Source organism: Janthinobacterium sp. SUN100 (assembly GCF_030397705.1).
Taxonomy (GTDB): domain Bacteria; phylum Pseudomonadota; class Gammaproteobacteria; order Burkholderiales; family Burkholderiaceae_D; genus Janthinobacterium; species Janthinobacterium kumbetense.
Genome location: NZ_JAPUBU010000002.1, coordinates 145,167 through 159,488 on the forward strand (window position 1 = coordinate 145,167; position 14,322 = coordinate 159,488).

The window sequence follows — 14,322 nt, forward strand, 5'->3', positions numbered from 1 at the left end:
TATCGTCACTCCACCAGCTTGCGCACCTCGATGCCGTTCAACCACTTCACGTGGCGCGGACCCGTGCGGATGTCCTTCGCCGAAATGAGGGCGATTTCGCCATCGTTGTCGTCGAGCGCCTTGCCGTTCTTTTCGTAGTAGACGATCACGCCCTCGCCGGCCGGCGAGTTATACAGCTCGCCCCAGGAAAACACCACCGCATAGCCATCGGTGGCCGTGGCGATGATGGCGAGCTTCTTGACGTCGTTATGGCCCGGCGCATCGAGCACCGCCTTGTCCAGGATATCGCGCAGGAGCACGCCCTTGTAGCTGGTAATGGTTTCGGCCTTGTCTCCGTTATGGCGCGTGACGGCGATTTTCCCACCGTTGGCCGGCGGCAACTGGCGCAGGTCGGCCACTTTCAGGGTCAAGGGCGTTTCCACCACGCCCGTCACGGCCAGCGCGTGGCTCATATTGTCGCGCGCCGGCGCCGGGTCTGCCCACGCGGGCGCCGCCGCCAGCAGCGCCGCCGAAACGAGGCTTGTCAGTATTGTCTTCAACATGCTGTGTCCTTTCATGAAACATTCAAAAAATCAGAACTGGTACTGCGCATTGGCCAGCCAGGTGCGTCCCGCGCTGGGAAAACCGTCGGCCAGCGCGTAATTGCGGTCGCCCAGGTTCGCCACGCCCGCTTCCAGGGTCAAGGCCGACAAGGGACGGTACACAGCCTTCAGGTTCACGGTCGTAAAGCCGCCGAGTTCCAGGGTGTTCGAGACCCAGCGCCCGCTGTTCGTTTCCGCGATGGCCACCACGTCGACCTGGCGCGCCGCATGCAGCACGGCATGCGCCGTCAGCTTGTGGCGCGGCACGTCCGTCAGGCGCGTGGCGCGGTCGCTGACGTTCTTCATGTCCGTGTAGGTGTAATTGCCGCCGAAATCCAGCCAGGCACCAGCGTTGCCGCGCAAGCCAAGTTCCACGCCGCTGATGTGCGCCCTGCCCGCGTTGCGCATCTGCGAGCGCACGCCCGAGACATTCGCCACGCTCTGGATCTTGTCCTTCACGTCGCTGTAGAACAGCGCCGCTTCCACCTTGGCGCCCTGCACGTTTCCTTGATACCCCAGCTCATAATTCATCGCCTCTTCCGCGCGCAGGGCCGGGTTTTCGATATACGTGCCCAGGCGCTGCGAGTAGCGGTCCTTCAGGGTCGGCAGGCGCGACTTGCGCGCCACGGTGGCGTACACGCGCGCATCAAGACCGACCTTGCGGAACAGTCCCGCCTGCAGGTCCGTGGCCGATTGATTGGCTGGCAAGGTGTAGGCATTGCCGGCGCTGTAGACAGTGTCCGGGCGCAGTTCATTGCGCGAGACGCCCAGCGACAGTTCCGTCGCCGCATCGAGGGTGATGCTGTCTTCCGCCCCCAGGGTCCACAAGGCATCCTTGTACCATGTGGTGCGCACGCCTTTTGCGTCGAGTTCCTGGTGTTCGTCGGCCTTGTAGCTGGCCACAAAACGCAGGCTGTGCGCGGCCAGGCGGAACGATTCGAGTTCCAGCGCGCCGCCGTTCGTACGGTCGTTATAGATGCTGCGCCCGCCGCTGACGCTGCCCTGGCCGCTGGTCTTCAGGGTCGTGTAGCTGCCGTTCGTGTAGGAGGTGATTTCATTGTCGTAGCTGTCGTGGTACAGGCGCAGTTTCAGACGTTCGGCTTCGCCCAGGCGCGTCTGCGAGACGAAGTACACGCTTTCCTTGTTCCAGTACGGCCATTGCCAGTAGCGCGCGCCGACGGGATTGGTCGATGGCGGCTGGCCCTTTTCGCCATGCTGCTTGTAGTAGCTCAGTGCATACTCGTCGCCCGCCTGCGCGCCATCGGGCGTGTAGCCCACCTTGAACGACAGTTTATGATCCTTGCGGTAGGAATTGTTGCGCATGCCGCCGTCTTCCGTGGCCGTGGGGCGGAAGTCCGACGACAGGGGAAAACCGTCGCTGTCGATGTACGACACGCCCGCCTGCAGGTACCACAGGCCCTGGTTGGTGCCCACGTTGGCCGACACCTGGCGCTCGCTGCCCGAGCCGAAACCGATGGACGTATCGCCTTCCATCCGCGCGGACGGCTTGCGCGACACCAGGTTGATGGCGCCGCCCAGGGTATTGGCGCCATACGCCACGGAACTGTAGCCCTTGGCCACCTGGATGGCGGCCAGGTCGCTGGTGGTGAAGCGGTTGAAATCGACATAGCCGTCGTACGGCACGTAGACGGGAATGCCGTCGATGTACAGCGGCACCTGGCGCGCATCGAAGCCGCGGATGGCGACGGTTTTCTCGTTGCGCGAATTGGTCGACAGCGACACGCCGGACAGCAGATTCAATGCGTCGCCCACATTGTCGCGGTTAAAGCGGCGCATCTCGGCGCGGCTCACTTGCGCGCCCACCTGTTGTTCCATTTGGCCTGCCTGCTCGCGCTGGCCGATCACCGTCACCGTGCCCAGCACGAACGGCGCCGCCGCATCCACGCCATCGTTTCCCTCCGTTTGCTGCGCCTGCGCCGTCTGTGCCATTTGCGCCAGCGCCAGCATCACGGCGCCTGCCATTACCTGTTTCAACATCGTCTAGATCTTTCCACTCTCGTTATATATCGTCTTATATAGCGATACTCAAAAAAGCGGCCACGCATGCGGTGGCCGTCACCCAACAGCGCAATATACAGACGTATATAGCGATGCTCAAGCGACAAGGCGGGAAACCCCTGCGCAAGTCAATTTTCGAGGCAAATTTTATGCACTGCAGCATTTCGCTGTGCGAACGAATGTTTCACAAAACGGTTGACATGCCAGATTCGGCTAGGCAAACTGATTTCCAGGGAGCCTGAAAATGAATGCAAATATGACAAATATTCAGACCGCAGCAGATCCGGAACTCATCGTCTTCAGCGATGACGAGGAAGGCAAGGACCGCCAGTTCGTCAACGCGCTGGCGCGCGGGCTGGAAGTGCTGCGCTGCTTCCGTCCCGGCGAAGTGTTCCTGTCGAATGCGGACATGGCCAAGCGCACGGGCATCCCGAAACCGACGATTTCACGCCTCACCTATACCCTCACCAAACTGGGCTACCTGAATTACTCGGACAGCCTGGGCAAGTACCAGCTGGGCGCCGGCGTGCTGGCCCTCGGTTACCGCATGCTGTCGAATCTGGACGTGCGCAAGATGGCGCGTCCGCTGATGGAAGAACTGGCCGAACATGCGCAAGCCTCCGTTTCGCTGGGCACGCGCGACCGCCTCAGCATGGTGTACGTGGAAACCTGCCGCAGCAGCGCCAACGTCACGCTGCGCCTCGACGTCGGTTCGCGCATCCCCCTGATGACGACCGCCATGGGCAAGGCCCTGCTGTGCATCCTGCCGCAGGCCGAACGCGACTACCTGATGGACCATGCACGCGTGCACGAGACAGAACGCTGGCCGCGCATCAAGGCCGGCATCGAGCAAGGCTTCAAGGATTACCTGGACCGGGGCTTTTGCATCTCGGCCGGCGAATGGCAGAACGACGTGCACGCCGTGGGCGTGCCCATGCTGGGTGCCGATGGCGAACAGGTGATGGCCTTCAATTGCGGCGGCCCCGCCTTTTTGCTGTCGCGCGAAAAACTCGAATCGGATCTGGGACCGCGCCTGGTCGCCCTGGTCAAGACAGTGGAAAAAAACCTGGGCCGCGGTTAGACTGCGCGCCCCCTCTTAATTACAGTACCGAGGACCCCGATGATACGCGACGAAGAAACCCTGAACATTCTGCTCGACAGCATCGCCCGTTTCGTGCGCGAAGTGCTGGTGCCGAACGAGGCGCTGGTGGCCGAAACGGACACCATCCCGCCCGCCATCGTGGCGCAGATGCGCGAACTAGGCCTGTTCGGCCTGTCGATCCCGGAAGCCTACGGCGGCCTGGAACTGAGCATGGAAGAGGAAGTGCGCGTGGCCTTCGAGATCGCCCGCACCTCGCCCGCCTTCCGCTCGCTGATCGGCACGAACAACGGCATCGGCTCACAAGGCATCGTTATCGACGGCACGGAAGCGCAAAAACAATACTATCTGCCCAAGCTGGCGGCCGGCGAGATCATCGGCTCGTTCGCTTTGACGGAAGCGGGATCAGGTTCCGACGCCGCGTCCCTGCGCACGACGGCCGTGCGCGACGGCGACTTTTATATCCTCAACGGCAGCAAGCGCTATATCACCAACGCGCCCGAAGCGAGCATTTTTACCGTCATGGCCCGCACGGATCCCGTCAAGCGGGGCGCCTCGGCCATTTCCGCCTTCATCGTGGAAAAGGATACGCCCGGCCTCTCGCTGGGAAAAATCGATAAAAAGATGGGTCAGCAAGGCGCGCATACCTGCGACGTGATCTTCGAGAACTGCCGCGTCCCGGCGGCAAACCTCATCGGCGGCAAGGAAGGCGTGGGCTTCAAGACGGCCATGAAAGTGCTCGACAAGGGCCGGCTGCACATCGCCGCCGTCTGCGTGGGCGCGGCCGAACGCATGCTGGCCGACGCCCTGGCGTATGCGATGGAACGCCAGCAGTTCGGCCAGCCCATCGCCGAATTCCAGCTGATCCAGGCCATGCTCGCCGATAGCAAGGCGGAAATCTACGCGGCGCGCAGCATGGTGCTCGACGCGGCGCGCCGGCGCGACAACAAGGAAGACATTTCGACGGAAGCGTCGTGCTGCAAGCTGTTCGCCTCCGAAATGTGCGGCCGCGTGGCCGACCGCTCCGTGCAGATCCACGGCGGCGCCGGCTATATCAGCGAATACGCGGCCGAGCGCTTCTACCGCGACGTGCGCCTGTTCCGCATCTATGAAGGCACGACGCAGATCCAGCAGATCGTCATCGCCCGCAACATGATCAAGGCAGCGCAAAAGTGAAGGAGGCCGCCATGGATATTCCCGCCCTGCTGGCCGGCTTGCCGGCGCGCCTGTCGGCCATTCCCGCCCACTGGGCGGCACGCGCGCCGGACGCGCCCGCGCTGCATGAAGCTGGCCGCAGCTGGACCTATATGCAGCTGCAGCACAGTGTGGAAGATGCCGCGCTGCTGCTGCGCCAGCTGGACGTGCGCGCCGGCGACCGCCTGATGGTGGTGGGCGAGAACAGCGCGCTGCAGGTGGCGCTGATCTTCGCTTGCGCCAGCATCGACGCGTGGATCGTCAACGTCAACGCGCGGCTGTCGGCGCGCGAAATCGATACCATCGCCACGCACAGTTCCGCGCGGCGCGTGCTGTTCCTGGCCGGCGCCTCGCCGGAAGCGGCCGCGCATGCGGCACGTCTGGGCACGGCCAGCGCCACGGTCGACGGCATGGGCGAGCTGCTGGTCGGCGACTTGAACGAGGCAACTATCGTCGAAGATACGGTCCCCGGCAATGAACAGGTGGCCGCGCTGATCTACACGACAGGCACGACGGGCCAGTCGAAAGGCGTGATGCTCACGCACCGCAACCTGCTGTTCATCGCCGCCGTGTCCAGCACATTGCGGGGATTGAGCAGCACCGACCGCGCCTACGGCGTGCTGCCGATTTCGCACGTATATGGCCTGGCCTCGGTGGCGCTGGGCACCCTGTATGCGGGCGCCGCCCTGTACCTGGTGCCGCGCTTTTCCGTCGACGGTCTGCTCTCGGCCCTGAAAGACGACGAGCTGACCATCGTGCAGGGCGTGCCCGCCATGTACGCCAAGCTGCTGCAAACCCTGGGCGGCGCCGATACGCCGCTGCCGACGAAGCTGCGCTTCGCGTATGCGGGCGGTTCGCCGCTGGCGCCGTCGCTCAAGCACGAGGTGGAAAAGCTGCTGGGCACCGCGCTGCACAATGGCTACGGCATGACGGAAAGCGCGCCCACCATCAGCCAGACGCGCCTGGAAGCGCCGCGCGGCGACGACTCCGTCGGCACGCCGATACCGGGCGTGGAAGTGCGCGTGGTGAGCGTTGACGGCCTTGATGTGGCACCGGGCGAGCCGGGCGAATTGTGGATACGCGGGCCGAACGTCATGGCCGGCTATTACCGCGAACCGGCCATGACGGCGGCCACCATGCGCGATGGGGGCTGGCTCAATACGGGCGACATGGCGCGCCAGGATCCCGACGGCGCCCTCTTCATCGTGGGCCGCACCAAGGAGCTGATCATCCGCTCCGGCTTCAATGTGTATCCGCTGGAGGTGGAAACGGCGCTGAACGCCCACCCGTCCGTGGTGCAGTCGGCCGTGGTGGGACGCACTGTGGCCGATGGCAACGAGGACGTCATCGCCTACGTGGAGCTGGACCCGCGCCAGCCCGCCAGCGTGGCACAATTGCAGGCCTGGCTGGCGCAGACCCTGTCGCCGTACAAATGCCCGTCCGCCATCATCGTCATGGACGCGCTGCCGGCCGCCGCCACGGGCAAGATTTTAAAGGGGCAGCTGCGGCAAATGGCGCAGAATGCACGATAAGTTGACCATGTATTACCAGAACCGACAATAAAACCAAGCCACATCACCGGAGGAGACACGATGAAACGCACCTACACACGCATCGCCATGGCAGCACTGGTTGCCAGCGCCTGGATGACGCAGGCCAGCGCCGACGAATTCCTGGTCGGCGCGGAAATCCCGTTGACGGGCAACCTGGCGCGCGTCGGCGCCGGCATGCAGGAAGGCATCATGGTCGCAGCCGAGGTCTTCAACAAGACCAACGGCAAGCACACCATCAAGATCATCACCGTCGACGACGAATCGGCGCCCGCCAAGGCCATCGCCGCCGTGGAAAAGCTGGCCAGCCAGGGCGTGGTGGCCATCACGGGCGGCTATGGCTCGAACAATATCTCGCCCGCCTCGGACACGGCGAACAAACTGGGCCTCGTCTACATCACCTCGGGCGGCGTGGACGACAGCCTGGTGTCCAGCGGGCGCAAGAATTTTTTCCGCATCAATAACACGGCCGGCTACGAAAAAGCCATGCTGGGACTGCTGCAAGACGTGGGCGCCAAGTCCGTCTCCATCGTGTACTCGACCAAGGATGCCACCACGGGCCTGGCGAAGGATGTGGAAAAAGCCCTGGCAGCCAAGGGCGTGAAAGTGACGACGCACTCGTTCGACCCGGCGATTACGGACTTCAAGCCCATCATCAACAAGATCAAGCTGCAGGACAAATCGGAAGTGGTGGCCATGGTCGGCTATGAAAACGACTACGTGGGCATCATCCGCGCCGCCCGCGTCCTGAAGCCGAAGATCAAGGCCATGGTGGGCGTGTGGTCGCTGGCCACGCCAAAAATGGCGGCCGACTTCCCCGACCTGATGCCGAACGTCTTCGGCACGGCCCTGCTGCCCTTCCCTACCGAATTCAAGACGGCCGACGGCAAGGCCTTCAGCGACGCCTACAAGCAGCTGTACAAGAAGGAGCCGGACTACCTGGGCCAGTTCGGCTATGTGCAGTCGATGCTGCTGTTCGAAGCGATCGCGCGCGCGGCCGACAAGGGCACCATCAAGAAAGGCGGCGTGGCCGAGGAAATGCGCAAGACGGACCGCGAAACCCTGATCGGCCGCGTGCAGTTCGCCGCCAACGGCGACAACCAGAACTTCGTGCACCGCATGGCGCAGCACCAGGACAAGAAAGTGGTGATCGTCTGGCCGAAGGAACACGCAACGGGCAAGCTGGCCTATCCAGCCCTGCCCTGGTAGGCAGCCTCCCGCTGCGCACGCGCGCGTCCGCCCGGGCGCGCACCGATGAACGGCAGCCCTGGCGCATCTTCGCGATGCCCTTCGGCTGCCTGACGGGATGACGACATGACAGAATTAATCTTGCAGGCCCTGTATTCGGGCTTGCTGCAGGGCGGCTCCTACGCCCTGATCGCACTGGGACTGGCGCTGGTCTTCGGCACCATGAAAGTGATCAACCTGGCGCACGGCGAACTGGTGCTGCTGGCCGCCTACATCGCCTACAGCGTGGAATCCGGCCTGGGACTCGGTCCCATGTTCGCCATTCCCATCGCGCTGGTGATCGTCAGCCTGACGTCCGTGGGCGTGTATCTAATCGTCAGCCGCATCAAGAAGGACCGCGAAATCAATTCGCTGATCCTTACCTACGGCATCGGCGTCATCCTCACCAATTTCATCCTGCTCGTGTGGAAGGCCGACATCCGCTCGACGTCGTCCAGCTGGCTGCAGGAAGGGTTTGAAATCGGCCCGTTTTTCAGCATGCGCAGCGAAGTGATTTTCTTTGGCGTCAGCCTGGTGCTGATGGCGGCGTTGTGGCGCTGGCTGTCCACCAGCTGGTATGGCCGCGCCGTGCGCGCCGTCTCCAGCAACCGCGACGCGGCCAAGCTGATGGGCATCGACTCGGGCCGCACGGAACTGGTGTCCTTCCTGGTCGCCGGCATCCTGGCCGCCTTCGCGGGCGTCGCCCTGTTCAGCTATGGCGTGATCCAGCCGGCCTACGGCGGCGCGCTGACGGTGAAAGCCTTCATCATCACGGTATTGGCCGGCATCGGTTCCATTCCCGGCGTGCTGCTGGCCGCCGTGCTGCTGGGCGTGGCCGAGGCGCTGACCGTCACCCTGGCCAGCTCTGCGCTGCAGGAATTGTCCGGCATGGTGCTGTTCCTGCTGGTGCTGTTCATCATGCCGAACGGCTTGTTCGGCGCACAACGGAGGCGCGGATGAAGCGCTCGACACTGATTTCCACGGCGGGCCTGCTGCTGGCCGCGTATATCGTCGTGCCGCTGGCCTTGGGCGCCAACCAATATGTGATGAGCATGGTGGTGGCGGCCCTGATCATCGGCGGCGTGGCCATGTCCTGGGCCCTGCTGGGCAACCTGGGCGGCATGGTCAGCTTCGGTCACGCTGCCTTTTTCGGCGTAGGCGCGTATGTCTCCGCGCTGGCCACCGTGAAACTGGGCTTACCCGTGTTTGCCGCCATGCTGCTCGGTGGCGCGGGCGCGGCCATCGCCGCCGTCATCATGCTGCCCGTGCTGCGCCTGCGCGGGCCGTATTTTGCGCTGGCCATCCTCGCCTACGCCCACATCTTCCGCATCCTGGCCACGGAATGGAGCTCCGTCACGGGCGGCGCCGGCGGCATCAACAATATCCCGGCCTTACCCACCGTCTTCGGCTTCGACCTGGCCAGCAAGACGGGCGCCTACTTGGTGGTGCTGACCTTGGTGGTGGCGTGCGCGTTTGCCTACAGCCGCATCCGCGCCAGCCACTACGGCATCGCCCTGCGCGCCATGCACGACAGCGAAGACGCCACGCGCGTCGTCGGCGTCAACAGCACCTTGCTGAAAGGCGCCATGCTGCTCGTATCGGCCTTCATGGCAGGCCTGTTCGGCGCCTTCAACGCCCACTACATCAATTTCCTGGAACCGGACTACGCCTTCAACAGCCTGTGGGTGACCTTGCCCATCGTGGCGGCCATCTTCGGCGGCTACCGCACGATACTCGGCCCCGTGCTGGGCGCCGTGGTGGTCTACCTGGTCGACCAGCTGATTTTCAAGTCGCTGATTCCCACGGGCCACCAGCTGGTGCTGGGCGTGCTGCTGGTGGCGATGATCGTCTTCAGTCCGAACGGCTTGCTGCCGCTGCTGCGCAAACTCGTCAATGCGAAGGAAAAAGCACATGCTTGAACTCGATAATGTGTCCGTGCGCTTCGGCGGCCTGACGGCCGTCGATTCCGTCACCCTGAAGGTGGGCAGCCACGACGTGATCGGCCTGGTGGGCGCGAACGGCGCCGGCAAGACCACCCTGTTCAACGCCATTTCCGGCCTGGTGCGCCCCACCAGCGGCGGCATCCGCTTCGAGGGACGCGACATCATGGCCACACCCATGTACCAGCGCGCGCGCCTTGGGCTGGGCCGCACCTTCCAGATCCCGCAGCCCATGCACGAATTAACGGTACGCGAAAACCTCGTCGTGGCGCAGCGTTTCGGCACCGGCAAGGTGGATATGCGCAAGATCGATGAAATCCTCGACTTCACGAGCCTGGCGGACAAGGCGCAGCGCGACGCGGCCAGCGAACTGGCGCTGACGGAATTGAAAGCGCTGGAAGTGGCCAAGGCGCTGGCGACGAACCCGAAACTGCTGCTGCTCGACGAAGTGCTGGCGGGACTGGAAACGAATGGCAAGCGCCGTTTCATGGGCATGCTGAAGGATTTGCATGCCGCCTTTGGCGTGGGCATCGTCATGATCGAGCACGATATCGAAACCATCAGCAATCTGTGCCAGCGCGTGGCCGTGCTCAATTTCGGCCAGCTGATCGCCGACGGCACGCCGGATTGCGTCTTCCGCGACCCAGCCGTCATCGAAAGCTACACGGGAGCCGCGCATGCTTAACATAGAGAATCTGCGCGCCGGCTATGGCGCCATCAATGTGCTGTGGGATGTGTCGCTGTCCATCCAGAAGGGCAAGCTGACCACAATCATCGGCCCGAACGGCGCCGGCAAGACGACCCTGCTGCGCGCCATCATGGGCTTGCTGCCCGTGGGCGCGGGCAGCATCGCGCTCGATGGCACGCCCATCAACGGCACGCCGACGTGGAAAATGAGCGACGCGAGGGTCACGATGATACCCGAGGGGCGCATGACGTTCCGCGACATGAGCGTGGAAGAAAACCTGATCATGGGCGCCTTTCCGAAGGAGCACCGTAGCCACATGCCCTCCCGCCTGGCGGAAGCCTACGCCATGTTCCCGCGCCTGCACGAGCGCCGCAGGCAGCTGGCCGGCTCCCTGTCCGGTGGCGAGGCGCAGATGCTGGCCATGGCGCGGGGCTTGATGTCGGATCCATCGCTGCTGATCATCGACGAACCTTCGCTGGGCCTGGCGCCGCTGGTGGTCAACGAGCTGTTCGAGATCCTCGCGCGCCTGAACGACGGCAAGCGCACCATCATCCTCGTCGAGCAGAACACGGCGCGCGCCGTCGGCGTGGCCGATCACGTCTACCTGATGCAAAGCGGCAAGGTGGCGCTGTCGCAGGCCGCTGCCGAGGTCGACCTCGAACACCTGCATGCGCTCTACTTTGCGCGCTAATCGGCGGCAAACACCAGCCCTGGCATCTTCGCCACGCAATCGAGGTTCAAGGGCGCGCGCGGGTCGCGCAGGAATGCCAGTGTCAGCTGTCCGCCGCAGCGGTTGAACATGGCGCCATGCGCCTGGCCCGGTATCTGCACGAAGCGCGCGTTGGGCATGCTGCGCAGCAGGCGCCGGCCCCAGGCTGGCGGCGTGACGGGATCGAATTCGCCGGCCAGGATCAGCACCGGCACGTCGCTCTTCACGGCATCGTTTGCCTGCGCCGCAGCCGCTGCAACGCGCCAGGCGCCGCACATCCCGGGCGTCGCCGTGCGGTTATCCATGCCGCCCAGCCCCAGGGCCGGCGCCACTTGCACGGCCATGCGGTCGGGCTGCTCGAACGGCATCTCCTCGCCGCACCAGATCGACAGGCGCAGTCCCCAGTTGAAGCTGGAAGGAGCGCTGCGCAGCAATGGCAGCAAGCCTTGCGGGCGTCCCTGCCCCGCTTCGCTGATCAGGCGAGGCAAGGCGGGGATCAGCGCGGGCTGCTGCAAGCCCTCGGCCAGGGCATTGACGATGTCGCGCCGGCGCAGCACGCGCCCGGGCGCCGCGATGCCGTCGCGGTCCGCGCGCGCAAGCAGCGCGTCCAAGCGTCCGCGCAGGTCCGGATAGCGCACGTCGCACGCATGTTCCGTCGCGCAGCCGTCGAGGACCAGGTCGATGGCGCGCCGCAGCGGCGCGGCGGCCATTTCGTCATAGTTGATGTCAACCGGCAGCACGGAATCGAGCACCACGCTGCGCACGCCCTCGGGATGGCGCGCCAGCACCGTCTGCGCCAGGCGGGTGCCGTAGGAGTAGCCGATCAGGTTCCACTGCGCGATGCCGAGCAGGCGGCGCAGGTCGTCGAGGTCGTCCGCCGATTCCGCCGAGGTGTAACCATCGAGGTCGATGCCGGACGCCACCAGCCCGGCACGGCAGCGCGCAACGGCCTCGGTCTGCACGGCCGGTGTGGCGTCCGCCGCCCGCAGCGCGTTCAACTCAGGACAGGCGAGCGAAGGTTGCGCATGCTTGTTGCCGCGTCCTTCCAGCAATATCTGGTCGCGTTCCAGCAGGAAGGGATTGCCTTTGCCGCTGCTGCGCCCGTCGATGCTGCTCAAGCCCGGCCCGCCGGGGAGATACACGACGGGATCGGCAGCGGGCGTGGCCGCGCCGCTACGGAAAATCATGACCGGCAAGGCGATGGCGCGGCTATCGGCCTTGCCCCGATGCTCGGGGACGGTCAGCATGCCGCACTCTATCTTTTCGCCGGGCAGCACCGGCACTGCGCAGGCGGACGGTGCGAAGGCCGGTTTGACGGGCAGTGTGTCCGGCGCGGCGGCGCAGGGCTGCGCCGCTGTTACCAAACACGCGGCGGCAAGCATGGAACGGCGAAATGGAAGCAAGGAACCTCCTCGGCAGCATGGGCATACGACAGGATGGAATGGCACACCGTCCACTCATTTAGTTGCCAGATTACCACGCAATCGCGGCCCTGGCCGCAAGAATCTGCTACCGGGCCGGGGCGCAGTTCGACCGGCCTGCGGCCGTCACTCGTCGTCCTCGTCCTCGTCATCGGCCAGCTTGTCAAACACCTGCAGCTCGGCCTTGCTCAATCCCGTCATCACGAAGGGATCATCGGCAGGAAAACGGCCAGTATCGACCAGCATGCGCAGCTTGCTCAAGCGATCGCCCAGCGCCAGCGCTTGCGCCTGCGGATCGGCGTGGTCATCGGCGCCGGCCTGCCCGATCGCGCGGGTCACGGACTCGGGAAACTCCCATAATTCGGCGATCCGTACCGACAAGAGGCGCGCTTGCGCAAACACCTGGGCAATGAAGGCGTCCGATTGCGGAAAGGCATCGGGCGCGTGCATCTGGTCGATCAGGCGGAACGCCACCACCAGGCCCACATTGGCCATCAGCCCCGCCAGATAGGCGTCGAAGGCGTTGGCCTGCATTGCGGGCGCGACCAGGTTGGCCGCCAGCGCGCATTTCTCGGACTGGCGCCAGATCAGCGGCGCCGTGCGTATGGTCAACCCGCCGCTTTGCATGCTGACGATGGGGCGGAAGGCGACGCGGGCGAGCAGCATGCGCATGCCGTTTTGCCCCAGCAGCATGATGGCGCCTTCCATATTGTTGATCGACGGGCTGGCGTTGTAGCGCGAATGGTAGCGGGGCCGGTTCGCTTCGCGGTAGACCTCGGCGACCAGCGGCACGTCCTGCGCCAGCTGGCGCGACAGCTCGGCCGCGCTCATGTTTTCGTTTTGCAAGGTACGCATCAACTGCGGAATGATGGCCGGGATGCGCGGCACCAGCGCGGCGCCGGCGATCGGTTCACTGGCCAGGCGCGTCAATTCGTCCAGAATCTGCTGTTCGGCCTGCGCTGTCGCCTGCGCCGAACCCGCGGCCGCCAGCCAGCGGTAGTAGATGGCATCGATTTCGGTGATGGTGGCTGGCTGCCGTGTCATCTCGGGCGCCGCCGCTGCCGTGACTGGCGCAAGCTTGCTTTTTTCGCCGCCGTTCAGTAATTTTCCTATCCAACCCATTTTGCTTTTCCAGCCCTATATGCATCACTATCGCGACATCCGCTGCGCGATTTTACTTGATGACAGCCGTGCCGGTGCGGCGGGCGTGGCCGCCTTGGTCCACCTGCCGCAAAGTGCTACAGTGGCGCTCTCGCAGTTCCCCTCTTTGCAAGGTAAATCATGAGCAACATGCTGGCCCGCTACGTCACCACCCAGGCGTACAACAACGCCTGGAGCAACCACCGCCTGCTGAAAGCCTGCGGCGAGCTAAATCTGGCCGAATTCCAGGCGACGCGCGTCAGTTTTTTTCCCACCATCCAGTTCACCCTGAACCACATCCTCACATGCGACTGGTTTTATCTCGACGCGCTGGAGCGCGAGCTGCGCGGCGAGGCGCCGCATGCCGACTGCTATGCCTTCTTTGAACAGGACGAGCCATTTACCGACTGCGCCACGCTGCAGGCGGCCCAGCATGCATCCGACGCGCGCCTGATCGCCCACTGCCGCAGCCTGTGCGACACCGACCTGGCGCGGCCCGTGACGATCCTGCGCGACACGCCGCAAGTCGATACGCGCCAGCGCATGCTCGCGCATTTGTTCCAGCACCAGATCCACCACCGGGGGCAAGTGCACGCCATGCTGGCCGGCACGCGCATCGCGCCGCCCCAGCTCGACGAATTCTATTGCGCCGGCGAAGCGGGCGAGCGGGCGCAGGATTTTGCGGAACTGGGGTGGACGGAAGACGACGTCTGGGGACTGCGTTGACGCCTTCCTCGCTCATGCTCCCACACGA

At 64.4% G+C, this 14,322-nt stretch carries 14 protein-coding genes; 10 read left to right on the top strand and 4 right to left on the bottom strand.

The window, feature by feature from the left end; all coding sequences use genetic code 11:
• Positions 1 to 5: 5 nt before the first annotated feature.
• Positions 6 to 542 carry a molybdopterin-dependent oxidoreductase gene (locus O0881_RS12885; protein WP_289911588.1) on the bottom strand — a complete coding sequence of 179 codons (537 nt, stop codon included), beginning with the start codon at positions 540 to 542 and terminating at the stop codon, positions 6 to 8.
• A 30-nt stretch (positions 543 to 572) separates the two neighbouring features.
• On the bottom strand, positions 573 to 2,579 hold the full coding sequence (locus O0881_RS12890; protein WP_289911589.1) for a TonB-dependent receptor: 2,007 nt from the start codon (positions 2,577 to 2,579) through the stop codon (positions 573 to 575).
• Positions 2,580 to 2,856: 277 nt separating this feature from the next.
• On the opposite strand from O0881_RS12890, the gene O0881_RS12895 reads away from it, so the two are divergent.
• From O0881_RS12895 to O0881_RS12930, 8 genes are all read left to right on the top strand, one after another.
• The gene (locus tag O0881_RS12895) at positions 2,857 to 3,681 is read left to right on the top strand and encodes an IclR family transcriptional regulator (protein WP_289911590.1); all 825 of its coding nucleotides are present in this window, start codon (positions 2,857 to 2,859) and stop codon (positions 3,679 to 3,681) included.
• 39 nt (positions 3,682 to 3,720) lie between these two features.
• On the top strand, positions 3,721 to 4,875 hold the full coding sequence (locus O0881_RS12900; protein ID WP_289911591.1) for an acyl-CoA dehydrogenase family protein: 1,155 nt from the start codon (positions 3,721 to 3,723) through the stop codon (positions 4,873 to 4,875).
• An 11-nt stretch (positions 4,876 to 4,886) separates the two neighbouring features.
• Positions 4,887 to 6,425 (top strand): AMP-binding protein, encoded by a 1,539-nt coding sequence (locus O0881_RS12905; RefSeq protein ID WP_289911593.1) that lies wholly within the window; start codon positions 4,887 to 4,889, stop codon positions 6,423 to 6,425.
• Between the two features lie 60 nt (positions 6,426 to 6,485).
• A complete protein-coding gene (locus O0881_RS12910; protein WP_099664533.1) occupies positions 6,486 to 7,652 on the top strand; it encodes an ABC transporter substrate-binding protein in 1,167 nt (388 codons plus the stop codon).
• Positions 7,653 to 7,757: 105 nt separating this feature from the next.
• A complete protein-coding gene (locus O0881_RS12915) occupies positions 7,758 to 8,630 on the top strand; it encodes a branched-chain amino acid ABC transporter permease (protein WP_289911596.1) in 873 nt (290 codons plus the stop codon).
• Positions 8,627 to 9,589, top strand: a complete 963-nt coding sequence (locus O0881_RS12920; RefSeq protein ID WP_289911597.1) for a branched-chain amino acid ABC transporter permease — start codon at positions 8,627 to 8,629, stop codon at positions 9,587 to 9,589. The genes O0881_RS12915 and O0881_RS12920 overlap by 4 nt, the downstream gene beginning before the upstream one ends.
• Positions 9,582 to 10,295: an ABC transporter ATP-binding protein gene (locus O0881_RS12925; RefSeq protein ID WP_077402687.1), complete on the top strand. Its 714-nt coding sequence runs from the start codon at positions 9,582 to 9,584 to the stop codon at positions 10,293 to 10,295. The genes O0881_RS12920 and O0881_RS12925 overlap by 8 nt, the downstream gene beginning before the upstream one ends.
• Complete coding sequence (locus O0881_RS12930) at positions 10,288 to 10,989, top strand: ABC transporter ATP-binding protein (RefSeq protein ID WP_289911600.1); 702 nt, start codon at positions 10,288 to 10,290, stop codon at positions 10,987 to 10,989. The genes O0881_RS12925 and O0881_RS12930 overlap by 8 nt, the downstream gene beginning before the upstream one ends.
• On the opposite strand, the gene O0881_RS12935 is transcribed toward O0881_RS12930, so the two are convergent.
• A complete protein-coding gene (locus O0881_RS12935) occupies positions 10,986 to 12,254 on the bottom strand; it encodes an alpha/beta hydrolase (protein WP_289911601.1) in 1,269 nt (422 codons plus the stop codon). The two genes, O0881_RS12930 and O0881_RS12935, sit on opposite strands and share 4 nt — an antisense overlap.
• 300 nt (positions 12,255 to 12,554) lie before the next feature.
• Positions 12,555 to 13,472 (bottom strand): HDOD domain-containing protein, encoded by a 918-nt coding sequence (locus O0881_RS12940; protein ID WP_289911603.1) that lies wholly within the window; start codon positions 13,470 to 13,472, stop codon positions 12,555 to 12,557.
• Here O0881_RS12940 and O0881_RS12945 point away from each other — a divergent pair.
• Both O0881_RS12945 and O0881_RS12950 read left to right on the top strand, forming a co-directional pair.
• The gene (locus tag O0881_RS12945; RefSeq protein ID WP_289911605.1) at positions 13,432 to 13,713 is read left to right on the top strand and encodes a hypothetical protein; all 282 of its coding nucleotides are present in this window, start codon (positions 13,432 to 13,434) and stop codon (positions 13,711 to 13,713) included. The two genes, O0881_RS12940 and O0881_RS12945, sit on opposite strands and share 41 nt — an antisense overlap.
• Complete coding sequence (locus O0881_RS12950; RefSeq protein ID WP_289911607.1) at positions 13,710 to 14,294, top strand: DinB family protein; 585 nt, start codon at positions 13,710 to 13,712, stop codon at positions 14,292 to 14,294. Before O0881_RS12945 ends, O0881_RS12950 begins: the two co-directional genes overlap by 4 nt.
• Positions 14,295 to 14,322 lie beyond the last annotated feature (28 nt).